The sequence below is a fragment of the Nocardia sp. NPDC127606 genome, assembly GCF_042671725.1.
GTDB lineage: Bacteria > Actinomycetota > Actinomycetes > Mycobacteriales > Mycobacteriaceae > Nocardia.
The window spans coordinates 227652-250728 of record NZ_JBHXWQ010000004.1 but is presented as its reverse complement, the minus strand read 5'-3'; the positions used below and the strand labels follow the sequence as shown (position 1 = coordinate 250728).

18 protein-coding genes are annotated in these 23077 nt (G+C 68.2%); 11 read left to right on the top strand and 7 right to left on the bottom strand.

Translation table 11 applies throughout. The features are described from left to right. The first annotated feature begins 54 nt into the window (after positions 1-54). On the top strand, positions 55-1578 hold the full coding sequence (locus ACFVJ5_RS20820; RefSeq protein WP_379222278.1) for a DUF4185 domain-containing protein: 1524 nt from the start codon (positions 55-57) through the stop codon (positions 1576-1578). A 1-nt stretch (position 1579) separates the two neighbouring features. Here ACFVJ5_RS20820 and ACFVJ5_RS20815 read toward each other — a convergent pair whose 3' ends face one another. The 3 genes from ACFVJ5_RS20815 to ACFVJ5_RS20805 form a co-directional block, all read right to left on the bottom strand. Beyond that, positions 1580-2437, bottom strand: a complete 858-nt coding sequence (locus tag ACFVJ5_RS20815; protein ID WP_379222276.1) for a biotin-dependent carboxyltransferase family protein — start codon at positions 2435-2437, stop codon at positions 1580-1582. 69 nt (positions 2438-2506) lie between these two features. Then, positions 2507-3181 (bottom strand): allophanate hydrolase subunit 1, encoded by a 675-nt coding sequence (locus ACFVJ5_RS20810; RefSeq protein ID WP_379222274.1) that lies wholly within the window; start codon positions 3179-3181, stop codon positions 2507-2509. Positions 3182-3196: 15 nt separating this feature from the next. After that, positions 3197-3946, bottom strand: coding sequence for a LamB/YcsF family protein (locus tag ACFVJ5_RS20805; protein WP_379222272.1), 750 nt, complete (start codon positions 3944-3946; stop codon positions 3197-3199). Between the two features lie 195 nt (positions 3947-4141). On the opposite strand from ACFVJ5_RS20805, the gene ACFVJ5_RS20800 reads away from it, so the two are divergent. Then, the gene (locus ACFVJ5_RS20800; RefSeq protein WP_379222270.1) at positions 4142-4957 is read left to right on the top strand and encodes a hypothetical protein; all 816 of its coding nucleotides are present in this window, start codon (positions 4142-4144) and stop codon (positions 4955-4957) included. On the opposite strand, the gene ACFVJ5_RS20795 is transcribed toward ACFVJ5_RS20800, so the two are convergent. After that, entirely contained in the window at positions 4958-6421 is a 1464-nt protein-coding gene (locus ACFVJ5_RS20795; protein ID WP_379222268.1) for a CCA tRNA nucleotidyltransferase, read from the bottom strand. It abuts the gene before it with no gap. Positions 6422-6731: 310 nt separating this feature from the next. Here ACFVJ5_RS20795 and ACFVJ5_RS20790 point away from each other — a divergent pair, with 310 nt between their 5' ends. The 9 genes from ACFVJ5_RS20790 to ACFVJ5_RS20750 all read left to right on the top strand — a co-directional run bounded on the left by ACFVJ5_RS20790 (position 6732) and on the right by ACFVJ5_RS20750 (position 19243). Further along, positions 6732-7187: an NUDIX hydrolase gene (locus ACFVJ5_RS20790; RefSeq protein ID WP_228536794.1), complete on the top strand. Its 456-nt coding sequence runs from the start codon at positions 6732-6734 to the stop codon at positions 7185-7187. Then, positions 7184-9652, top strand: a complete 2469-nt coding sequence (locus tag ACFVJ5_RS20785) for a DUF6049 family protein (RefSeq protein ID WP_379222266.1) — start codon at positions 7184-7186, stop codon at positions 9650-9652. The genes ACFVJ5_RS20790 and ACFVJ5_RS20785 overlap by 4 nt, the downstream gene beginning before the upstream one ends. A 232-nt stretch (positions 9653-9884) precedes the next feature. Next, positions 9885-10367 carry a hypothetical protein gene (locus ACFVJ5_RS20780; RefSeq protein WP_379222264.1) on the top strand — a complete coding sequence of 161 codons (483 nt, stop codon included), beginning with the start codon at positions 9885-9887 and terminating at the stop codon, positions 10365-10367. 611 nt (positions 10368-10978) lie between these two features. After that, positions 10979-14596: a murein biosynthesis integral membrane protein MurJ gene (locus ACFVJ5_RS20775; RefSeq protein WP_379222262.1), complete on the top strand. Its 3618-nt coding sequence runs from the start codon at positions 10979-10981 to the stop codon at positions 14594-14596. A gap of 295 nt (positions 14597-14891) precedes the next feature. Further along, positions 14892-15488 (top strand): RNA polymerase sigma factor SigM, encoded by a 597-nt coding sequence (gene sigM / locus ACFVJ5_RS20770; protein ID WP_379222260.1) that lies wholly within the window; start codon positions 14892-14894, stop codon positions 15486-15488. Positions 15489-15572: 84 nt separating this feature from the next. Beyond that, positions 15573-16346, top strand: a complete 774-nt coding sequence (locus ACFVJ5_RS20765; protein ID WP_379222258.1) for a hypothetical protein — start codon at positions 15573-15575, stop codon at positions 16344-16346. A 201-nt stretch (positions 16347-16547) separates the two neighbouring features. Next, complete coding sequence (trxB, locus tag ACFVJ5_RS20760) at positions 16548-17534, top strand: thioredoxin-disulfide reductase (protein WP_379222256.1); 987 nt, start codon at positions 16548-16550, stop codon at positions 17532-17534. A gap of 32 nt (positions 17535-17566) precedes the next feature. Continuing rightward, positions 17567-17899, top strand: coding sequence for a thioredoxin (gene trxA / locus ACFVJ5_RS20755; RefSeq protein ID WP_189031738.1), 333 nt, complete (start codon positions 17567-17569; stop codon positions 17897-17899). 132 nt (positions 17900-18031) lie between these two features. Then, positions 18032-19243, top strand: coding sequence for a peptidoglycan-binding protein (locus ACFVJ5_RS20750; protein WP_379222254.1), 1212 nt, complete (start codon positions 18032-18034; stop codon positions 19241-19243). A gap of 58 nt (positions 19244-19301) precedes the next feature. On the opposite strand, the gene ACFVJ5_RS20745 is transcribed toward ACFVJ5_RS20750, so the two are convergent. From ACFVJ5_RS20745 to ACFVJ5_RS20735, 3 genes are all read right to left on the bottom strand, one after another. Next, complete coding sequence (locus ACFVJ5_RS20745; RefSeq protein WP_379222675.1) at positions 19302-20027, bottom strand: GNAT family N-acetyltransferase; 726 nt, start codon at positions 20025-20027, stop codon at positions 19302-19304. 80 nt (positions 20028-20107) lie between these two features. Continuing rightward, positions 20108-21145 carry a ParB/RepB/Spo0J family partition protein gene (locus tag ACFVJ5_RS20740; RefSeq protein ID WP_379222252.1) on the bottom strand — a complete coding sequence of 346 codons (1038 nt, stop codon included), beginning with the start codon at positions 21143-21145 and terminating at the stop codon, positions 20108-20110. A gap of 34 nt (positions 21146-21179) precedes the next feature. Next, positions 21180-22121 carry a ParA family protein gene (locus tag ACFVJ5_RS20735; RefSeq protein WP_379222674.1) on the bottom strand — a complete coding sequence of 314 codons (942 nt, stop codon included), beginning with the start codon at positions 22119-22121 and terminating at the stop codon, positions 21180-21182. Positions 22122-23077 lie beyond the last annotated feature (956 nt).

Genomic DNA, 23077 nt, shown 5'->3' with positions numbered 1-23077 from the left:
AAGTTCTCACAAGATCACAGGTGTTCCTCGCCGACACCGATTCGAGGGAGCCAGATGCGCGCAAGACCGGTATCGCACGGAACTGCCGCCGTGGGTGTGGTGCTGTCCGCCATCCTCGCCGTCCCCGCGCAGGCGGGCCCGCTGCCGTGGGTGCCCCCGCCGGTGAATCTCTGCGGGGAAACAGGATTCGACCCGGTCAACCGGCTGCCCGACCCGGCCGCGCCGCCCGCGCCCGTCCTGCCGCCGAGCATCGATATCCCGGTCTGGGTGCCGCAGCTGACTCCGGTGCCGATTCCCGACCCGCCGCACGACAACACGCGCGTGGCGCAGGTTCCGCTGCCCTCGGATCCGTGCCGCAATCCGTGCCCGGAGGTCCGCGACACGCCGGAACCGGAACCGGAAAGTACGGACGAGTCCACCTCGACCGGTTCGGCGATCGCGTTGCCGCGGATCAGGATCAACCCGGAGATCGAGCCGATTCCGATCCCGGTGCCCGGCGGCGAGAGCGAACCGGCCCAGGAAGCACCCGAACCGGTGGTCCGGCCGATCGAACGTGGTCCGCTCGCGGCGCCGGTCGTGCCCGCGAAGGTGGAGTCCGTCCGCCTCGTGGACCAGGTCACCGGACACGGCTCGACCAACCGGACCGATATGCGCTGGCAGGTCGACGGCACCGATCTCGGGCTGTTCTGGGAAACCGAACCGGGCAAGGTCGCCATGGTTTTCGGCGACACCTTCGGCGAGGGCTGGGCCTACGGCGGCGCCGGCTCCGACGGCGCCGACTGGCGCTCGAATGTGCTGGCCTACAGCACCGACAAGGATCTGAGCGACGGCATCACCATCGACTCGATGGTGCAGGACAGCCCGTGCCACGCCGCCGAACTCCTCGGCAGCCGCAAGATCAAGAACTGGGAGACCACCACGATCCCGACCTCGGGGTTCGCGCTCGGCAAACGGCAGTTCATGAGCTACATGTCGGTGAACCACTGGTCGAAGATCCCCGGCATGTGGATGACGAACTACGGCGGACTCGCCTACTCCGACGACGGCGGCTCGACCTGGACCAAGGATCAGCATGCTCGCTGGGAGAACATGTTCGGGCTCGGGCAGTTCCAGGTAGCGGCGATGGTGCCGCACGGGGATTACGTCTACATGTTCGGCACGCCCAACGGCCGGATCGGGATGATCGGCCTGGCCAGGGTGCGCAAGGCCGACGTGCTCAACAAGACGGCCTATCAGTACTGGGTGGACGGCAATTGGGCGCCCGCGGCGCAGAATTCGGCGACACCGCTCGTGAACGGGATGGCCAGCGAGCTGTCGGTGCGGTTCGACGAGGAAAGCCGGCAGTGGCAGATGGTCTATCTCGATTCGGCCGCGAGCCAGATCGTGTTGCGGACCGCGGGCCAGCCGCAGGGCGCCTGGACCTCGACGGTGCCGCTGGTGTCCACCGAGATGTATCCGAAGGCGTACGGCGGGTTCATCCATCCCTGGTCGACCGCGCAGGATCTGTACTTCACGATGTCGGCGTGGGACAGCTACAACGTGTACCTCATGCACGCGCGATTGAATCCGCCGCGCTGAGTCAGGACGCCACCACGAACTGCAGCCGGTCGCCGGGGCGAGCCTGCGCGACCCGGTCGACATCGGCATCGAGCACGACGGCGATCACCGGATAACCGCCCGTGATCGGATGATCGGCCAGGAAGACGACCGGTTGACCGCTCGGCGGCACCTGCACCGAGCCCAGCGCCACACCCTCGGAGGGCAATTCGCGACCGATCGACCGCACCAGCGGCGGTCCGTCGGCGCGATCCAGCCGGGCGCCGACCCGGTCGGTGTCGGTGGAAACGATCCAGGAACCGCGGAACAGCTGATCGGGATCGGTGAACCAGTCCGCGCGGGGGCCAGGACACGCTCGAACCGTGAGCACTTCCGGCGGCAGCGGAACCGGCGCGAATTCCACGGTCGGGAGGGTGCGCGGCGGGGGCCCGACCGGCAACTGCGTGCCGACTACCAGCGGGTCGGGACCGATGCCGGACAACGTGTCGCGGCTGCGTGAACCCAGCACCTTGGCCACATCGATGCCGCCGCGCACCGCCACGTAACTGCGCAGGCCGGTGTTCGCCAGGCCGAGTCGCAGCACCTGGCCTTCGTCGAGTTCGAGCACACTCGCATGCCCGACCGGGGTGCCGTCGACGGTGGCGGGGGCGGGCGCGCCGGTGACCGCGACGGTGAGGTGACCGTCGGCGCGCAGAGCGAGGCCGCCGAGCAGCGCTTCGATGGCGGCGAAGTCCTCCGGATTACCGACCAGCCGGTTCGCCAGCCGCAGTGACCCGCGGTCGGCCGCACCCGCCTGGCCGACGCCGGAATCGAACCAGCCCTGTCTGCCCAGGTCCTGCACCGTCGCGAGTGGCCCCACCCGCTCGATGAAGATCTGCATGCGATCTCTCCCCGATTCGCTGTCGAGGCGGCGCACCGTTGAGCAGCCCTTGATTTTCCGCCGAAGCAGCTATTCCTCGGAAGCGACGAACCTGATCGACGAACCCGCCCGCACCAACGCGGGTGGATCGCGGTCCACCGCCCACATTCGCAGATCGGTGGTGCCGATCAACTGCCATCCGCCCGGCGTGCCGCGCGGGTAGACCGCCGAATATCCGCCCGCCAGCGCCACCGCGCCCGCCGGGATGGCCGTGCGGGCATGGGTGCGGCGCGGCACCGTGAGCCTGCCGTCGGGTGAGGTGAGATAGCCGAAACCGGGCGCGAAACCGACGAACGCGCACCGCCAGACGGTGCCGGTGTGCGCCGCGATCACCTCCGGGATGGACAGGTCGAGCAACCGGGCCACCTCGGGCAGGTCCGCGCCGTCGTAGTGAACCGGGATCTCCACGACCGGCTCGGAATCCGGCGCTGTTCCACGGGAAACATCCGGCGAATCCGCTTGCGGTAGCTCGTGATCGAGCCGGTCCAGCAGTGCGACGAGCTCACGGCGGACCTGCACGCCATAGCTCACCGAATGCATGGTGACCAGCACGGTTTCCGCCGCGGGCAGCACATCCTCGACGCCGGCGATCGCGTGCACGCGCAGCGCGGAGGCCAAGCGCTGCACCGGGCGGGGATCGTCGAGGGTGATGAGCATGGCGCGGTCACCCGCGGGTCGGATCCGCGCGTTCCAATCGATGTCCATCGTGCCTCCCACCCCTCAGCTGAACGGCTCCACCGGTATCCCGGCTTCGTCGAGCGCCCCCCGAATCCGGCGGGCCATCTCGACGGCCGCCGGAGAGTCGCCGTGGACGCACACGCTGGCCACGGACACGGCGACCGTACCGGGACCGTCTACGGTACGCGCGGTCCCTGACAGCGCAAGAGTTGTCGCCTGGGCCACGGCGTCGTCGGGCGACAGCACCGCCCCGGCAACTCCGCGCGGGGCCAGCGAACCTGTTGCAGTGTAGGCCCGGTCGGCGAATCCCTCACCGACGAAACGCACCCGCTGGGCGGCCCGTTCCAACTCGGTACCCGCCGGTCCGAGCAGCGCGAGACCGGGTTCGGCTTCGGCCACCGCGGCGACAAGGGCCTCGGCGAGCAGGCGATCGCGGGCGGCCGCGTGATAGAGCGCGCCGTGCGGTTTCACATAGCGCACCCGATCGCCCGCGGCCCGCGCGAAGGCCGCGAGCGCACCGATTTGATAGAGCACCTCGTCGCGCAGATCGGCCGGGGCGATGGCGATATCGCGACGGCCGAAACCGACCAGATCGCGATAGCCCACGTGCGCGCCGATCCGCACACCCTTGGCCACCGCGAGTTCGCAGGTGCGGCGCATGATGGTCGGATCGCCGGCATGGAAACCACACGCGATGTTCGCGCTGGTCACGATGTCGAGCATGGCGGCGTCGTCACCCATCCGCCACGGGCCGAAGCCTTCGCCCAGGTCACTGTTCAGGTCCAGCGGCATGCGATGCCCTCCGGTCTTCGCGGGTCACTCGCCGGGAATGTACCCCGGTATTTCGAGCATGAACGCACAGATTCATACCGATGTCACCGAGGCGTTGTTCAACAGGCATACCCGTGGACCCCGGTCGAACATCGTCGAACATCAGGTCACACTTCATGGCCTCCGACGACGCGGCCAAGTACGCTCAAAGCCATCATGGCCACGTATTTCGATCCGAAGTCCTGGTCACTGGCAGGCGCTGTCGATATGGGCAAACGTCTGCTCGACCCGTCATGGATCGACCAGTGGCTCGGCTTCACCACGTCCTGGGCCGACCCCGTCGCCGACCTCGGCTCCGGCACCGTCACCGCGCTCATGCCCGATGTGCTGATGACCGTACTCAGCGAGGGCATCCTCAGCCGTTTCGGCGGCCAGGAGATCAACGCCACGCTGCTCGAGCACGACCTCACCGCCACCCTCGACTCGTTCAAGCTGCGCAGACGCGGCGCGCACTTCCAGAGCAAGACGATGTTGTCGAACCTGGTCTGGGACTCGCATCCCTTCGACACGGTCACCGTGGTCGCGCACGGCGTGCGGCTGATTCCCGGTGTGCCGACCAAGGTCCGGGTCCAGCAGCTCGACATCGAGGGCACCATCGGCATCGGCGCGCTGGCGGACTGGGTGGACGCGCAAAACCTGGACTGGCGGGTGCGGCTCGACGAGCGCGGACAGATCGTCGCGACGCATCGCACGCGCAAGATGCGGGCGGTCGTCGACGGGCAGGTCTACGACAACCTGCTCACCCTCGACATCCGCAAGGCCAGTTGGTACGGCATCCGGCTCCCCAAGCGCGTGGTACCCGCGCCCGCGCTGCTGCTCGACGACCTACCCAACCGGGCCAGCATTTCCTACGCGCACCGGCGCGGTGACGTGGTGAAATTCCGGCTCGAACTGCCCGAGACCACCGGTTCGTTCGACCTGACCCAGATCCGCGACGCCATCATCGCGGGGACAACGCTGATCGTCTTCTGATCAGTTCTGGGTAGCCCACCATTCCCGAAGGGCCGTTTCGGCCTCTTCCCGCGTCATCGGGCCGCGGTCCAGACGCAGATCCTTCAGGTACTTCCACGCCTTACCGACCTGGGGCCCCGGCGGCAGACCGAGCAGTTCCATGATCGCGTTACCGTCCAGGTCCGGGCGCACCCGAGCCAGATCCTCCTGCTCGCGCAGCGCCGCGATCCGCTCCTCGAGCTCGTCGTAAGTCGCGCGCAGGGCCGCCGCACGGCGCTTGTTGCGCGTGGTGCAGTCGGCGCGCACGAGCTTGTGCAGGCGATCGAGTAGGTCGTCGGCGTCGGTGACATATCGGCGCACCGCCGAATCCGTCCACTGTCCCTTGCCGTACCCGTGGAAACGCAGGTGCAGAAACACCAGGCGCGCAACCTCTTCGGTGAACGCCTTCGGGTACTTCAGCGCCCGCATCCGCTTGCGCACCATCTTCGCGCCGACCACCTCGTGGTGGTGGAAGCTCACGCCGCCCGCGGGCTCGTTGCGTTTGGTGTCGGGCTTGCCGATGTCGTGCAGCAGCGCCGCCCAGCGCAACACCAGGTCGGCGTCGCCTTCCTCCTGGTCGATCGCCTGCTGCAGCACGGTCAGCGAATGCTGGTACACGTCCTTGTGCTGGTGGTGCTCGTCGATCTCGAGCTTCATCGCGGGCACCTCGGGCAGCACGCGCTGCGCCAGACCGGTGTCGCACATGAGGTTGATGCCGTCGATCGGGTGGTCGGCGCCGATCAGCTTGTCGAGCTCGGCGCGCACCCGCTCGGCGGTGATCCGGTCGATCTGATCGGCCATCTCGATGATCGCCGCACGCACCCGCGGCGCCACCTCGAAACCCAGCTGGGCGACGAAGCGCGCGGCCCGCAGCATCCGCAGCGGATCGTCGTCGAACGAATCCTGCGGCGCCGCTGGAGTATCCAGCACGCCGTCGAGCAGCGCCTCGATGCCGTCGAGCGGGTCGACGAATTCCAGCGACCCGTCGGCGGCGATCTTGACCGCCATCGCGTTCACCGTGAAATCGCGGCGCACCAGGTCGCCCTCGAGGGTGTCACCGAAGGTGACCTCGGGATTGCGTGAGACCCGGTCGTAGGTATCGGCGCGGAAGGTGGTGATCTCGAGCTGCTGATCGTTCTTGGCCGCGCTGACCGTGCCGAACGCCAAGCCGCCGGTATCCCACAGGTGGTCGGCCCACCCACGCATCAACTCCTGCACGACCTCCGGTCGCGCGTCGGTGGTGAAATCCAAGTCGTTGCCGAGCCGGCCGAGCACCGCGTCGCGCACGCTGCCACCGACGAGATACAGACTGTGCCCCCGCTCGGCGAACATCGCCCCGAGCGGCGCCAAAACATCATTGAGCTGCCCCAAAGTCACCGCCGCCCCCGCCAGCAGGCGAGCACGACGATCCGCCACAGCATCAGGGACAACGTCAGGGGAAACCACGAAAAGCAGCCTACCGACCCCGTCGAACCGGTTATTCAACACACCCGGCCCCGTACCCGCGACCCTGGGAAGCGGCGGCCACGAAGTGGGCGGTTCGCGGCCGGGTCGCCGGTCGGCCGCCGTTGCGTACGCGACGAAGGAGCAAGCAACGGTGGCCAACCGGTGGCCCCTCGGGGCCGCGAACACGCGCGCGCCAGCGCGCAGACAACACAGCTAAGCTGGCGAGGTGTCTCCTCCGGCCGATCGCGCGAACAGTCGACGCCGCCAGCCGCGGCGGCGCGGTTCGGCGAACAACGCCGGCAAACCCCGCATGCGCACCGTCCGGGAAACCTCGGCGGGCGGCCTGGTCGTCGAAGGACTCGACGGGCCGAAGGAACAGCGCACCGCCGCGCTGATCGGGCGCACCGACCGTCGCGGACGGCTGTTGTGGTCGCTGCCCAAAGGGCATATCGAAGAGGGTGAGACCTCCGAGCAGACCGCGATCCGCGAAGTCGCCGAGGAAACCGGGATCGACGGGGAAGTGGTCGCCGAGCTCGGCAGCATCGATTACTGGTTCGTCACCGAGGGCAGACGGGTACACAAGACCGTGCACCATTTTCTGCTGCGGTGTCTGGGCGGTGAGCTGTCCGACGCCGACGTCGAAGTGACCCAGGTTGCGTGGGTTCCGTTGAGCGAGTTGGATTCCCGATTGGCCTACGCCGACGAACGGCGGTTGGCCGAAGTGGCGAACCGATTGATCGACCGGATGGAGACCGGCAAGCGATGACGGGTGGACTGATCCGGCTGATCACGGCGGTCCTGACCATCTTGGGTTCGATGACGCTGCTGCCCGCGGTCGCGCACGCTCAAACGGACGAGTCGGGAACACCGAAGTTTCTCAAGCTGACCCTGGACGCGGTGGCGCCGGGCACGGTCACCACCGGCAGTGACCCGAAGCTGACCATCTCCGGCACGGTCACCAACATCGGCGACCGGGTCGTCGACGATGTGAGCGTGCGGATCCAGCGGGCCGCCGCGGTGGATTCGCCGAGCGGGTTGCGCAGTTCGCTACGGCTGGACCAGGCGAACTACGAGGTGACCGGTCCGTTCCAGGATGTGGCGCCGCAGTTGAGTCCCGGTCAGCGCAAACAGTTCTCGGTGAGCATCGCGTTGCGCGCGGGCTCGGAGGCATCGCTCGGGCTCACCGATCCCGGGGTGTATCCGCTGCTGCTCAACGTCAACGGTGAACCGGCCTACGGCACCCAGGCCAGGCTCGACGACGCGCGATTCCTGCTCCCCGTCCTCGGATTGCCGCCGACCGGGGTGGACGGCAGCGCGGAACCGCCGGTGACGACGCCACCGGAAGCCTCACCGATCGCGACCACGATGATCTGGCCGCTGGCCGACCGGCCCCGCATGGTCGCGGGCAAACCCGGCTCGGTGAACGGCCAGGCCGAACTGCTCGACGATGAACTGGCGGCCTCGGTCGGCAAGGGCGGGCGCCTCGAACAGCTCGTCGCGGCGCTGGAATCGGTGGTGCCCACGCCGGGCAGAGACAAAGGTGTGGCCGGATCGGTGTGCATCGCCATCGATCCCGACCTGGTCTCGACCGTGCAGACGATGACGCGCGGCTATCGGGTGCTGGCCAGTCCGTCGGATCCGAGCGGGGCGACCAGGGAGGGGTCCGGGGCGGCGAACGCGCAAGCCTGGCTCGACCGGTTGCGCGCGCTGGCCGGGTCGATGTGCACGGTGGCCCTGCCGTTCGCGCAGGTCGACGTGTCGGCGCTGGCCGCGGTGAACGATCCGGGACTGTCGGCGCGGGCCCTGCTGGCGCCCGCCGACGTGGTGGACTCGATCCTCGGCACCCAGTCGCTGCGCGGGGTGAGCCTGCCCGACTCGGGCAGCATCGACGATCCGGCGGGACTGTTGTTGCGCCGGCACGGATACGGCACGGCGGTACTGGCCGGTTCCGCGGTGTCGGGTGACGGGTCGCCCGCCGACACCGACAACGCGCTCACCTCCGCCCCGACCACGCTCACGCCCGATGTGGTCGTCGGTGGGGAACAGTCGGCGCCCGATGTCGTGCGGGTGCCGGGAGTGAGCGTCGAACCGCCCACAGGCGCCGCCGCGGGTACCGATCCCGCGCTGCGGGTGACCACCTTCGACATCTGGTCGGCGACCGCGCTGGCCGCGGTCGGATCGAATCCGCCGACGCCGTCGTTCACACCGTCGAAGGTGCGATTCGACGTGACCAACGACTCGCGCGCGGCCCGGTTGCAGGACGCGCTCGGCGCGATGGCGTGGAGTGCGCTCAATCCGTCGCCGGACCGGCCACGCTCGCAGCTGCTGATGCCGCCGCAGCAGTGGGGCGCCAGCCGGGAGGAAGGCGTCGCGCTGCTCAAGCAGGTCGAGCTGCTCACCCGCAACAACCTCGCGAGCCCGCGCAGCTTCACCGACCTCGTCACGCAGGCGCCCGATCCGCGGCCCTTCGCGCTGGAATATCTGCCGCGCGCCGCCCAGGACGCCGCGCCGGAACGGTTCATCGGACCGGTGCACGACCAAGGCGCCCGAGTGACCGAGCTGATGCGCGCGCTGGTCGAACTGCCCGAATCCGAGCTCACCCCGCTCGCGTTCCTGACCCCGGCGCGGGAGGATCTGCTGCGCGCGCTGAGCCTGTCCGACCGCAGGGCCGACAACGACACGCTCGCCGACCTGCACGCCCAGCGGCGCATCGACCAGGCGACCCGCGAACTGGACACGATGTTCTCCTCGGTCTCGGTGCTGCCGCCGGGCGGGGTGTACACGCTGGCCTCGGAGCAGAGCCCGTTGTTGCTGGTGGCGCGCAATGAACTGCCCGTCGCCATCCGGGTGATGTTCCGGATCGAAGCGCCTGCCGAGACGAACATCACCGATATCGGCGAACAGCTGCTTCCGCCGTCCGGGACCCGGTCGTTCCAGATCCCGACCGAGGTGAGCGACAGCCGTAAGCTGGTCATTCCGATCGCCCTTACCACCCCGGACGGGATAGCGCTAGGAGAGGCGACCTCGGTCTCGGTGCGCTCGAACGCCTACGGTCAGGCCCTGGCCATAATTACCGCATGTGCCGCGATACTGCTGTTGCTGCTGGCCGGGCGCCGACTGCTGCGGCGGTTCCGTGGGCAACCCGACCCCGCCGACGAGGGGTTCACCCCGGAGACGGTCGAACGGGCGGGTCGACTGCGGCGCGCACGTCAGCGGCTGCAACGGCAGTGAACACCCGCGCCTGACGCGCGGTCAGGGCACCATGACAGACAAGGACGAGAGTGGCACTGGTGAGCGAAACGCTCATCGGACCGGCGGGATTCGCGGGTTACGCCGGGTACAGGAGGCATGATGGGCGACGATGATTCCGCTCATCGGCGTGACCACGACGACGACCCGACCCTGCGCCGGGCTCCCAGTGCTCCGTGGGAACGTGGGATGACGGCCGGACAGGACGCCGACCGTGACGAGGCCGTGCCACCCGTGGATCGACGCCCCGGCGCGCCTGGTCATCGACCGGACCCCGCACCTCGCGATGGCCGGCCGCCGGTACGCCCCGGTGATCCGGCGTTCGACCAGCCCGGTGGGTTTCGTCCGCCGGGGAATCGGCCCGCGGTGGATCTGCCCGGCGCGCCACGTCATCCCGGTGAGCGTCCCGCCGCGCCAGGTCCTCGGCCCGGGGTACGCCCCGACCAGGCCGGATACCGTCCCGGGCCGGATCACGGCGCTGCACCGGCTCCCGGTCGCCCCGCTGACCAGCCACCGGCCGGGTTCCGCCCGGCACCGGGTCAACCACGACCGGCCGACTACCGCCCGGATCAGCAGCGGCCGCCGCACGGCGAACGCCAAGGGCCCGCTCCACGTCAACGACCGCCCGGTCAGGCGAATCGTTCGGGTGAGTTCCCGCAGCAGCAACGTCCCGGACCGCCACCGCGCCCCGGTGTAGGCGGCCCTCCCGGCGCGCCGCAGCCCCCTGCCGGTCCGCCCGGCCGACCACCGCGCCCTGCGGCTTACGGGCCGGATGGTCGCCCCGCACCTCCCCAGCAACGGCCCGCGCCACGTTCCGGCGAGTTTCCGCAACAGCAGCGCCCGGGCCCTGGTCCCGGCGCGCGCTCGGGTGAGTTCCCGCAGCAGCAGCGTCCCGGACCGGGTTCCGCCGGGCGCTCGGGTGAGTTCCCCCAGCAGCAACGTCCCGGACCGGACGGATTCGCCCCGCGGCGATCCGGGCCGAACCCCTCGGGCGAGTTCCCCCAGCAACGACCGGTCCCGCCGCGTGGTGGGCAGTCCGGCGCCATTCCGAGGCAGGATCGGCCCGATCAAGCCGGTGGACGCAGGCAAGCTCCGCCGGAGCAGGGTCGGCCGGTGCCGCGAGCGAGTTTCCCCGGGATGCCCGCCGCGGATCCCACGCGAGACGGGCGCCAGGCGGGTGCCGGCTTCAACGATCGTGGACGGCCGGCGAGCGGTCCCGCCGGCGATCGGTCGGCGGAGCGGACTCAGGTCATCGCCCGGCCGAAGAAGGTAGCGGCCGAGCCTGCTCACAAGGCCGACGCCGCCCCGATGAGTGCCAATGCGAAGCTGCTCAAGGACTCGGGTTCGATCGCGGTCGCGACACTGATCAGCCGGATCACCGGATTCGCCAAGCAGCTGTTGTTGCTGACGGTGCTCGGTCCGGCCATCGCGAGTGCGTTCATCTCGGCGAACCTGATCCCGAACATGGTCGCCGAGCTCGTCCTCGGCGCCGTGCTCACTGCCATCGTCGTGCCGACCTTGATCCGCGCCGAGCAGGAGGACGCCGACAACGGCGCCGCGTTCGTACGCAGATTGGTCACAGCGGCCTTCACCGTGCTGTTCGTCGCCACGGTGCTCACCTTGGCGGCCACGCCGATCCTGGCCGGTCACGTGCTCGTCTCCTCCGACGGCAAGGTGAACACGAACCTGACCGTCGCGCTGACCTACCTGCTGGCGCCCGCGCTCCTCTTCTATGGCATGTCCGCGCTGTTCACCGCGATCCTCAACACCAGGCAGGCGTTCAAGCCGGGTGCGTGGGCCCCCGTGATGAACAATGTGGTCGCGCTGACGGTGCTGGCGGTCTACGCGCTGACACCGGGCGAGATCACGCTCGACCCCGTGCGGATGAGCGACCCGAAACTGCTGGTTCTCGGCCTCGGTATCACCGCGGGCGTGGCGACACAGGCGCTCTGCCTGCTGCCCGCGATCCGCAGGCACGGGATCAACCTGCGTCCGCTGTGGGGCGTCGACGCGCGCCTCAAGCAGTTCGGCAAGATGGGCATCGCGATCATCTTGTACGTGCTGATCAGCCAGGTGGGCCTGGTGGTCGCGAACAACGTCGCCTCCTCGGCCGACGAAGCGGGTCCCGCGATCTTCGCGAACGCATGGGCACTGTTGCAGCTGCCCTACGGCGTGATCGGGGTAACCCTGCTCACCGCGATCATGCCGAGGCTGAGCCGCAGCGCCGCCGACGACGACACCCCCGCTGTGGTGGACGACCTGTCCGTAGCCACGCGACTCACGATGATCGCGATGCTGCCGATCGTCACCTTCATGACCCTCGCGGGCCCGGAGATCGGCCAGGCGCTCTACGGCTACGCGCGCTTCTCGGGTGACGCCGAGCGGCTCGGCAGCGCGGTGAGCTGGTCGGCGTTCTCGCTCATCCCGTATTCGCTCGTGCTCATCCATCTGCGGGTGTTCTACGCGCGTGAGCAGGCATGGACACCGACCTGGATCATCCTCGGCATCACGACGATCAAGATCTTGATCTCGGCACTGGCCCCGGTCATCGCCCGCGACAGTGACGACGTGGTGATCGTTCTCGGTGTCGCCACCGGCCTCGGATTCACCGCGGGCGCGGTGATCGGCGGCGTGCTGCTGCACCGCAGTCTCGGCGACTTGCGAATGGTCAATGTCGGCCGAACTGTGACCAGAGTGTTGCTCGCCTCGATCGCAGGCGGCGCGGTGATGCTGATCGTCGACACGGTGACCGGACTCGACCGCGTCTCCGGCGGCGCGGGCTCGCTGCTGCGCGTCGTCATCGATTCGGTGGTCATGTTCTCGGTGGCCTTCGGCCTGATGCGTCTGGCCGGAATCCCCGAGGTCGTCGCCATCACCGTCGCGATCTCGCGCAAGCTCGGCATCACCCCGCCCGCGCCGGATCTCGGACTCGACGACACCCCGGCAGACGACATCTACGCGACCACCGTCCTGCGCCGTCCCGATACCTATGGATTCCCCGCATACGGGCAGTCTTTGGACACCCAGACCATGGTGCTTCCCGTCATTCGACCGGGCGCTGTTGACAGCACCGGTAAAGCACAGTTCCCGTACGCTGTTCCGCAGACCGACACGGGTTTTCAGGCCGAAGGAGGACCAAGGGTGAGCGATGACGCGGTGGGCGGCGTCCCGGCCGCTGATTCTGCGGCGCGCGCGGCAGCAGGAATGTCCACCGAGGTCGGGCCCGATACGCCGGACTCCGCGGACAGCGAGCATACCGACGCGCCCGACGAACGCGACACGCACGAAGAAGACGCGCGTTCGGCTATGCCGCCGCACGACCCGACACACGACACCGGCATGTTGCCGATCCCACCGCAGCTGCCTCCCAGCGCCGCGGCCAACCGTGCCCAGCGCGGCCCCAAGCTCATCCCCGGCGCGTCCGTCGCCGGTGGCCGGTACCGGCTGCTCGCCGGTCACGGCGGTGCACGGGGGCTGAAGTTCTGGCAGGCACTCGATATCAAGCTCGATCGCGAGGTCGCGCTGACCTTCGTGGACGCCGATCAGACCTCGGGCGAGAACTCCGGTCACGACGGCCCGCAGGCGGTGCTGTCGCGCACCCTGCGACTCGGCCGGATCAATTCCCCCGGCCTGGCCAGGGTGCTCGATGTGGTCCGCGGCAGCTCCGGCGGCATCGTCGTGGCCGAGTGGACCCCCGGCCGTTCGCTGCGCGAGATGGCCGAGACCGTGCCGTCGCCGGTCGGCGCGGCCCGGGCCATCAGGGCGCTCGCCTCGGCGGCCGAACTCGCCCACCGTGGCGGCGGCTCGCTGTCGATCGATCATCCCGATCGGATCCGGATCAGCGCCTCCGGTGACGCCGTCCTCGCGTTCCCCGGCACCCTCGGCGATTCCGACGCGCAAGGCGACGTCCGTGGCCTCGGCGCGATGCTCTACGCCCTGATCACCGCACGCTGGCCGATTCGCGTCGGCGGCGTCACCGGGTCGGCGGCCACCATCGGCGGTCTGCGACTGGCCGATTTCGGGCCGGACGGCACGCCGGTGGAACCACGGCAGATCCGGCCGGAGGTGCCGTTCGAGATCTCGGCCGTCGCGGTTCGCTCGCTGGAATCCAACAAGGGCGTGCGCACCGCTGCCACCGTGCAGCACGTGCTCGAGCAGGCCTCGGTCGTCGATCAGAAGACCGACTTCATTCCGGTCTTACGTCTGGGTCAGCGGGCTGTGGCCCCCGGTGCCGATTCACTCGCCGACCCGGAACTGCTCGCGGCCGAGCGGGAACGCTCCAAGCGGATGATGTGGATCATGGTCGGCCTCGGCGTGCTCGCCGCGCTGGTGGTCGGCGTGCTGATCTGGTGGATGGTCAGCATCTTCGCGCCCGGCGCGTCGGACAAGCCGCTGGACCAGCAGATCAATATCGGGCTCACCTCGAGTGTGGCGCCGCCCGCGGCGTCCGCACCGCCCGCCGACGACCCCGCGGCACCGCCGACGAGTGTGCCGGTGCCGGTCACCGGTGCCGCGGTGTTCTCCCCGGAGGGCACCCCCGACGGCGCCGCGGCGGCGGGTGCGGTGCTCGACCACAACGCCGCGACGGTGTGGCGCACCGATCAGTACTTCCAGCAGTTCCCCGCCCTCAAGAAGGGCGTGGGGCTGCTGGCCACGCTGCCGACGCCGGCCAAGCTCACCAATGTGTCGATCACCTCACCCAGTGCGGGCAGCACCGTCGAGATCCGTACCTCGCCCACCGAGGCGCCCACTCTCGACCAGACCCAGTTGATCGGTTCGGCCAAGCTCGGTGACGGGATCACCGATATCGCCGTACAGACCGATCAGGCCGCTCGTTTCGTGCTCGTCTGGATTACCGGACTGGCGAATTCCGGCGGTCAGTTCCAGACCGCGATCGGCGACGTCCGCTTCGACGCGGCCCCTTAGTCTCAGCGCGCCGTAAAACCCTCCCACCTCCGGTATCTGCGCAGGTGGTCGATCATTTCCGGGCCCATTGCCGATCTTCATCGAACCGCGGTCCGGTTGGTGCGTAATTGTTATCAACGATATGATGCCCCCGCGCTCTCGGTTGAGGGTTTCCCAGGGTTTGTCGACGTCGATCCTGGACGCCGCGTAGTAGTCAGGTGATGGATCGGCCTTGTTCGTCGGCTTGAAGTCGCCGTAATGAGCGCTGTCCAAGGGGTCAGTTTTGTCGCCGGATGTCAACGAGCAAGTCCGCGGTATGCCGCCGCGGCAGGACGCGTCCAGCGTCCGCTCGTTCCTGGAGAACGGCAGCGACAAGCAACTGCTCGCCGCCCACGTTCGCGGGGAACCGCATGTTTTCGCCGAACTGCTGCGCAGGCATTCCGACCATCTTTGGCAGACCGCGCTGCGTACGTCCTACAGCCGCGAGGACGCCGCCGACTGTCTGCAGGACGCCCTGTTCTCGGCCCACCGCACCGCCGACTCGTTCCGCGCCGAATCCGAGGTGCGCAGCTGGCTGCACGCGATCGTGGTGAATGCCTGCCTCGACCGGATCCGGCGCAACAAGACCCGTCGCGCCGTGTCGATCCTGCCCGACACCATGCCCGAGGCGGTCGACCCGCACGACGCGTTCGCACATTACGAACTGTCCACCGTCGTGAGCGAGGCGCTGTTCACCCTCCCTGACGAACAGCGGTTGGCGCTGGTCATGACCGAGATGGAGGGCCGCAGCGTCGCCGAAACCGCCGCTGCGCTCGGCGTGGCGCCGGGCACGATCAAGAGCCGATGCGCCCGAGCGCGCGTACGTTTGCAAGAACGTTTGGAATTTTTCCGGGATCCAGGGAACCGGATGTAGTCGGGATGCGTCATTAACAGTGACGAACAAGTCAGCGATGTAAATCCTGCGATCCGATATCGACAGAACAGGGGAGGTGCGAGGGTGTCTCGATCCGTGCCGCAGCCTCCGTTCCCGTCGGAACTGCTGGCCGATCTGCATGCCGACAACCTCGCGCCCGAATTGTGCGAGCAGCTGTGGCCCGTGGTCCGCACCGACGAAGACGCGCTGCACTACCTGAACAAGCTCGACGAGGTGAACACCCACCTCCGCACGCTCGCCACCGACGAGCGGGTCATGCACCGCATGCCCGACGACGTGGCCGACCGCATGTTCCGATTCGTCGCCGAACTCGACGCGGGGGAGGGCCCGACCGAGCGCATCACACCGCTCGCGGCCGTTCCCCCCGCACCTCCGGCCGAACCGGTACCCACCGCCGATCAGGCCCCGATCTCGCTGGACCGTTACCGCTCCCGGCGCCGGCTGGGGCTACTCGCCGCGGCCGCCGCCGCGGTGGCCGTCCTGGCGGGCGCGGGCGCCGTGTTCAGCACGTTCGACACCACCGAGGGCATCCCCACCGCCGCACCGTTCACCGAACCGGCGGCCGCCGACGAACTCACCACCGCCGCCGCGCTGCGCGCACTGGGCAAACGGGACGTGATCGGCCCGCTGGCCGACGAAGCCGCCCTCACCCGCTGCGTCCGAGCCAACGGCATCGACCGCGCGGTGCTGGGAGCGTCGAATATCACTTTCCGTGGCTCCGAGGCCGTCCTGGTCCTCGTCCAGGGCGAGCAGGCTCCCACCATCACCGCCCTGGTGGTCGGCACCGGCTGCACCACCGGCACCCCCGAACAGCTCACCCTGCGCGACATAGGCTGAGCGCAAGGCGAAGCCGGTTCTCGGCGCGCCTGCGCCTATGAACTGAGTGGGGGTGCGACGACGGAGTGCCCGGAGCTAGGGAAGAGGCGGAGTCGAGCGCTGAGAACCAGTGGCGCCAGCCGCAAGACAAGCACAGGGAACAACACCGATTATGGTGTTGTTGACCGACACGTCCCCAGCTTTACTTCTCGGAAGGTCCCCATGAGCACGCCAGTTCGCGACCTGATCATCGTCGGCTCAGGACCCGCCGGCTACACGGCGGCCGTCTACGCCGCCCGCGCGGAGCTTTCGCCGCTGGTCTTCGAGGGCACCCAGTTCGGTGGCGCCCTGATGACCACCACCGAGGTGGAGAACTTCCCCGGCTTCCGCGACGGCATCATGGGCCCCGACCTCATGGAGCAGATGCGCGACCAGGCCAAGCGCTTCGGCGCCGAGCTGCGCACCGAGGACGTCGACGCGATCGACCTGTCCGGCCCCGTGAAGAAGGTCACCGTGGGTGACGAGACCTTCGAGGCCTACGCCGTGATCCTCGCGATGGGTTCGGCCGCGCGCTACCTGAACGTGCCGGGGGAGCAGGACCTGCTCGGCCGCGGTGTGAGCGCCTGCGCCACCTGCGACGGCTTCTTCTTCAAGGGCCAGGACATCGTGGTGGTCGGCGGCGGCGACTCCGCGATGGAGGAAGCGACCTTCCTCACCAAGTTCGCCGCCAGCGTCACCATCGTGCACCGCCGTGAGGAGTTCCGTGCGTCACGGATCATGCTCGAGCGCGCCAAGGCCAACGAGAAGATCAAGTTCCAGCTCAACTCCGAGGTCGTGAAGGTCAACGGTGAGAAGAGCGTCACCAGCCTCACCCTGCGCGACACCCGCACCGGCGCGGAGTCCGAGCTCGACGCGACCGGCCTGTTCGTCGCCATCGGGCACGATCCGCGCAGCGAACTCGTCAAGGGCCAGATCGCACTCGACGGCGAGGGCTACGTGCAGGTGACCGATCCGGGCACCGCCACCGATGTGGCGGGCGTCTTCGCCGCGGGCGACCTCGTCGACCACACCTACCGGCAGGCGATCACCGCCGCCGGCACCGGCTGCCGCGCCGCGATCGACGCCGAGCGCTGGCTCGCCGAGCAGGGCGACATCACCGCCAACACGCTCGACCACGCCGACGGCCCGGCCGCCGTGCGCACCAACTGATTTCGAGTTCCACCCCTGTCGAGGAGACACCCATGGCCGAGAGTGCCAACACCATCACCGTCACCGACCAGTCCTTCGCCGACGACGTCCTGCTCAGCGAAAAGCCGGTGCTCGTCGACTTCTGGGCCGACTGGTGCGGCCCGTGCAAGATGGTCGCCCCCGTGCTGGAGGAGATCGCGGGCACCCACGCCGACAAGCTGACCATCGCCAAGCTCGACACCGAGGCCAACCCCGGCACCGCCCGCGACTACCAGATCCTGTCGCTGCCCACGATGATCTTGTTCCAGGGTGGCAAGCCGGTGAAGCAGATCGTCGGCGCGAAAGGTAAGGCGGCGCTGCTGCGCGAGCTCGACGGTCTCATCTAACACAGAGCATCCGACAAAAGCGCCTCCTACCGGCCGACGCGCCGTAGGATGCCTGGACCCGGGATTCCCGCAAAGCGGCCCGGGTCTGAGACAATCGACGGACGCTCCGGCCGAAGGAAAGGGCTCTCACGCATGCACCGACTTCGTCACGGCGATTCAGGACCAGCCGTCGCAGAGGTTCGGAGCACCCTCGCAAGCCTCGGTTTCCTGCATCTCCCACACGTCGAATCCACTGACGGACCGGAGTATTGGAAGGACACCGAGGCGGTGTTCGATCGGCCCCTCGATTCGGCGATCCGCGCGTTCCAGCAGCAGCGCGGTCTCCTCGTCGACGGGGTGGTCGGTCCGGCCACCTACCGCGCGCTGAAGGAAGCCTCCTACCGGCTGGGTGCTCGCACACTGATCTACCAATTGTCGGCGCCGCTCTACGGTGACGACGTGGCCACCCTGCAGCGCAAGCTGCAGGATCTCGGCTTCTACGTGTACCGGGTGGACGGGCACTTCGGCCCGCACACCCACGAGGGCCTCAGCGCGTTCCAGCGCGAGATCGGCCTGTCCGCCGACGGTATCTGCGGACCCGACACCTTGCGCTCGCTGGATCTGCTCGGTGCGCGCGTCACCGGCGGCAACCCGCATCGCATCGCCGAGGAAGAAGTGGTGCATCGGGCGGGCCCGCAGCTCACCGGCAAGCGCATCGTCATCGATCCCGGATTCGGCGGCGCCGACAAGGGTTTCGCGGTACCCACCGAATTCGGCGACGTCTTCGAGTCGGAGATCCTGTGGGATCTGGCCTCCCGCCTCGAGGGCCGGATGGCCGCGACCGGCATGGAGACCTTCCTGTCCCGGCCGTGGGGCGCCAACCCCACCGATGTCGAACGCGCCGACACCTCCAACGCCTTCGATGCCGATCTGATGATCTCGCTGCGCTGCGCGACCAGTGACAACCCGTCCGCGAAGGGAGTGGCCGGTTTCTACTGGGGCAACTCGCACGGTTCGGTGTCGATGATCGGTCAGGTACTGGCCGGCTTCATCCAGCGCGAAGTGGTGGCCCGAACCTCGGTGCAGGACTGCCGGACTCATCAGCGCACCTGGGACCTGTTGCGCCTGACCAAGATGCCGACCGTTCAGGTCGACCTCGGCTACCTCACCAACGACTACGACGCCTCGGTCCTCACCAACCCGCGCATGCGCGACGTGATCGCCGAAGCGATTCTCATCTCGGTGAAGCGGCTCTATCTGCTCGGCCAGGACGACCAGCCGACCGGCACCTACACCTTCGCCGAGTTGCTCGCCGAAGAACTGGCGGCCGCCGACGCGGGCAACGTTCCCGCCCCGCGCGTCTAGCCCCTCACAAGACCAACGGCCCCGCGGTTTTCCGCGGGGCCGTTCTTGTTGTCTCGGGTCAGTGCGCGCCGACGCGCGAGGGCGGTTCCATCGACGCCGCGGCCAGGAGTTGGTCGAGCGCACGCTCGACGTCTTCCTTCCAGCCGTGATCGGAGTCGAGTTCCAGGCGCAGCCGGGGGAAGCGGTGGTGCGGGGCCACCACTTCGAAACCGACCTCGGCGAGGAAATCCGCGTCGATCATGCAGGTTTCGGGAGTGCACCTCGTCGCGGACGACGGGTCCCGCAGCGGCGCCGCGATCCATTCCATCAGCCGCATCGACGATCCGAAGCCGCGATCGGCTACCGAACTCGACGGCGGGCCGTTCCGAATGCCGAACGCCTCCAGTGCCCGCACGCCACGACGCACCAGATCGGCCACCACGGCCTGAACGAGGCGATGGGCTACATCGGCCTCGTCGTAGGGGAATTCGGCCTGCAGCGTGGTCAGCAGGACGGCGTCCGGGCTTACGGGGGAGGTGGGGAACAGCGCCGAACGCGGCACGGCACTCGGGGGCGAGTACAGCGCGCAGCCCGCGAGGTTGTTGTCCACGTGGGCCACCTGCCCGCACGAACCCCATTCGAGCATCACCGTCGACAGCCAGGCTTCCTTTTCGAAGACCGGATCGCTGAACGCGTGCGAGTCCGCGGCGACTGCCGGGTCGAGCTCCCAGAACACACACCGCCGGGTGTGCGCCGGGAGCTGACCGAGCCCGTCGAGGGTCAAAGCCGTGACGCTGGTCGACACCGCTCTGTTCAGCCTCCAGCTGTCGGATTCATCCACGCTCACGCCACATCACTATCCACAGTACGTGCCGCCTCTTTCAGTCACAGTGACGTTTCGGGGCCGACTTGCTCCATCAGCGCCACGATGCGCTCGAGATCTTCGACGGACCCGAACTCGACAACGATCTTGCCCTTGTTCTTGCCGAGGCTGACCGTGACCCGGGTGTCGTAGGACCCCGAAAGTCTTTCGGCAACATCTTGCAGACCCGGCATGTGGATCGGTTTGCGTTTCGGCGCCGGGGGAGCGGCCGGCGAAGGCTCGCGGTTCGCGAGTTGCACCGCTTCCTCGGTAGACCGAACCGACATTCCCTCACGGACGATTCGTGCAGCCAATTCTTCCTGTGCGTCCGCGCCGGCATCCAAGCCGAGCAGCGCCCTGGCGTGCCCGGCCGAGAGCACCCCGGCAGCCACCCGACGCTGCACAGGAATCGGCAGCTTCAGCAAACGAATCATATTCGTCACGACCGGCCGCGAGCGACCGATTCGCGAAGCCAATTCCTCATGGGTCACGTCGAATTCCTCGAGCAGCTGCTGATAGGCCGCCGCCTCTTCGAGGGGGTTCAGCTGCACCCGGTGGATGTTCTCCAGGAGTGCGTCCCGCAGCATCGAGCCGTCGTCGGTGTCCCGGATGATCGCCGGGATCGTGGCGAGTCCGGCCTCTTGGCATGCGCGCCAGCGGCGCTCGCCCATGACCAACTGGAACTTGTCGACGCCCGGTTCGACGCGGCGCACGACGATCGGCTGCATGAGACCGAACTCGCGAATCGAGTGCACGAGTTCCGCGAGCGCGTCTTCCTCGAAGACCTGACGCGGCTGTTTCGGATTCGGCTCGATCAGGTCCGCGGGCACCTCGCGGTACACCGCGCCGCCGGGGGAGACCAGATCGGATTCGGGCTCGGGCTCCGGCGTCGGCTCCGCGTCCGGAACACGATGCAGGAACGCCTCGGCCGGTTGCGGGCCGATCGGATTGATCCCGATCACGCTCGCGGCGGCACTGCTCAAGCCCGGCGCCACGGCCGGACCCGTCGGGATCAATGCGGCCAACCCACGACCGAGACCGCCCTTTTTCGCCTGACTCATCGGCTACCGATCCCTTCGTCGTTCCAACTCACGCTTAAGACGCGTCTTGCTTCAGCTGCGCACGAGCGGCGAGCTCGCGCCCCGCGTCCATGTAGCTCATCGCACCACGCGAGCCTGGATCGTAATCGAGCACGGTCATCCCGTAGCCCGGCGCCTCCGAGACCTTCACGCTGCGCGGGATCATCGACTTGAGGACCACATCGCCGAAGTGGTTGCGCACCTCCTCGGCCACCTGGTCGGCCAGCTTGGTACGGCCGTCGTACATCGTCAGCAGGACGGTCGACACGTGTAGCTCCGGGTTGAGATGCGCCTGCACCAGCCCGATGTTGCGGAGCAACTGACCGACACCCTCCAGCGCGTAGTACTCGCACTGGATCGGGATCAGCACCTCCTTGGCCGCCACGAGCGCGTTGACCGTGAGCAGACCGAGGGAAGGCGGGCAGTCGATCAACACGTAATCGATGTCGAAGCCGACCATGCCCGCTTCGCGGATAGCGGTCTTCAACCGACCTTCCCTGGCGACCATCGACACCAGTTCGATCTCCGCGCCGGCCAAGTCGATCGTGGCCGGAACACACAGCAGTCGCTCGCTGTGCGGGCTCACCTGGATCGCGTCCTTGACCGTCACTTCACCGATCAGCAGCTCGTAGCTGGACGGCACACCCGAGTTGTGTGCGACGCCCAGCGCCGTACTCGCGTTGCCCTGCGGATCAAGATCGACCACAAGGACCGTCATTCCCTGGTGCGCTAGCGCCGCAGCGAGATTGACCGTCGTAGTCGTCTTACCGACGCCGCCCTTCTGGTTGGCGATAGTGATGATCCGTTGCTCGCGAGGTTTCGGCACAGTGACCTTTCCTGGATGCAGAATCTGGCTGGCGCGTTGCGCTTCCGCCGCGATCGGGGTCTCGGCCGGGGAGATGTGCCCGAAAGGAGTATTCCCGAACGTCTCCGCGTCGAAGTTGCTGGAATCCAGCATCCCCGGGACCCGCGACGCTGTTTCCCGTGAAACATTCGCCGGACCGCTCGACATAGATTGCTCCTAACCCGAGAAACTTCAGATCACGTATCCCCGACGAACGTCGGCGCCGTGTCGTCACAAACTAACTGTGTCGGTGGAGAACTCGAAGACTCGAGGAGGGTGGCTCACTCCCGCCCGACTCTGACAGCTTGCCAGCCCCAAGACACTTAGGAAAGCTGAATCGCGGCACGCCGACAAGGACACACCCAACACTCGCGAATTAACACGCGAGATCGATGTTTCACGGGAAACAACAGGGGAGTGGACCACAAAAATCCGATCCCCGACGCGCGTTCCACCCCTCGGTTCGACCTCACCTCAACGGCTGCAGCAGCCACCCCATCCCCGAGCCAACCCCCCGGCGGATCATCCCCGAGCCAACCTCTCGGACACCCGCCTCCAGTTCCCACCGGCACCCGCCGACCAACCCCGGCATCCCCAAGCTCCCAACCCCACCCGCGAAGTCTGGCGGATCCTCCACCCGCACGCACTCCGTCCACTGCTCTACGAATCGCATCGCCATCCGCACTCCAGCACCCCACCGCCCACCATGACTGACCGCCGCCCGCACATCCCGCGCCGCGCAGCCAACCTCAAGCCGGGGCGGCAATCGCGCCCAGCCACACCGCCACACCGCCACACCGCCACACCGCCACACCGCCACACCGAAACCTCAGCCCAACCACACCCAGACCGCCACGCGGCTCCCCTAAAAATCCGCCACACCGCCCAGCCCAAAAGACCGCCATGCCTCCCTCCCCAATCACACCGTCCACCCCGGGTCCGCCATGACCGCACTCCCACCTCCGCACCCGCGACCCCTAGGGAGCGGCGGCCACGAAGTGGCCGGTCCGCGGCCGGGCCGCCGGGGGCCGGCAGCGACCGACGCGGCGCCGCGGCCCGTCTCCGAGGCC

Coding starts and splice junctions, on each gene's coding strand:
- ACFVJ5_RS20820 (WP_379222278.1), top strand. CDS start 55: ATGCGCGCAAGACCGGTATCGCACGGAACTGCCGCCGTGGGTGTGGTG.
- ACFVJ5_RS20815 (WP_379222276.1), bottom strand. CDS start 2,437: ATGCAGATCTTCATCGAGCGGGTGGGGCCACTCGCGACGGTGCAGGAC.
- ACFVJ5_RS20810 (WP_379222274.1), bottom strand. CDS start 3,181: ATGGACATCGATTGGAACGCGCGGATCCGACCCGCGGGTGACCGCGCC.
- ACFVJ5_RS20805 (WP_379222272.1), bottom strand. CDS start 3,946: ATGCCGCTGGACCTGAACAGTGACCTGGGCGAAGGCTTCGGCCCGTGG.
- ACFVJ5_RS20800 (WP_379222270.1), top strand. CDS start 4,142: ATGGCCACGTATTTCGATCCGAAGTCCTGGTCACTGGCAGGCGCTGTC.
- ACFVJ5_RS20790 (WP_228536794.1), top strand. CDS start 6,732: ATGCGCACCGTCCGGGAAACCTCGGCGGGCGGCCTGGTCGTCGAAGGA.
- ACFVJ5_RS20785 (WP_379222266.1), top strand. CDS start 7,184: ATGACGGGTGGACTGATCCGGCTGATCACGGCGGTCCTGACCATCTTG.
- ACFVJ5_RS20775 (WP_379222262.1), top strand. CDS start 10,979: ATGAGTGCCAATGCGAAGCTGCTCAAGGACTCGGGTTCGATCGCGGTC.
- sigM (WP_379222260.1), top strand. CDS start 14,892: ATGCCGCCGCGGCAGGACGCGTCCAGCGTCCGCTCGTTCCTGGAGAAC.
- trxB (WP_379222256.1), top strand. CDS start 16,548: ATGAGCACGCCAGTTCGCGACCTGATCATCGTCGGCTCAGGACCCGCC.
- trxA (WP_189031738.1), top strand. CDS start 17,567: ATGGCCGAGAGTGCCAACACCATCACCGTCACCGACCAGTCCTTCGCC.
- ACFVJ5_RS20750 (WP_379222254.1), top strand. CDS start 18,032: ATGCACCGACTTCGTCACGGCGATTCAGGACCAGCCGTCGCAGAGGTT.
- ACFVJ5_RS20740 (WP_379222252.1), bottom strand. CDS start 21,145: ATGAGTCAGGCGAAAAAGGGCGGTCTCGGTCGTGGGTTGGCCGCATTG.
- ACFVJ5_RS20735 (WP_379222674.1), bottom strand. CDS start 22,121: ATGCTGGATTCCAGCAACTTCGACGCGGAGACGTTCGGGAATACTCCT.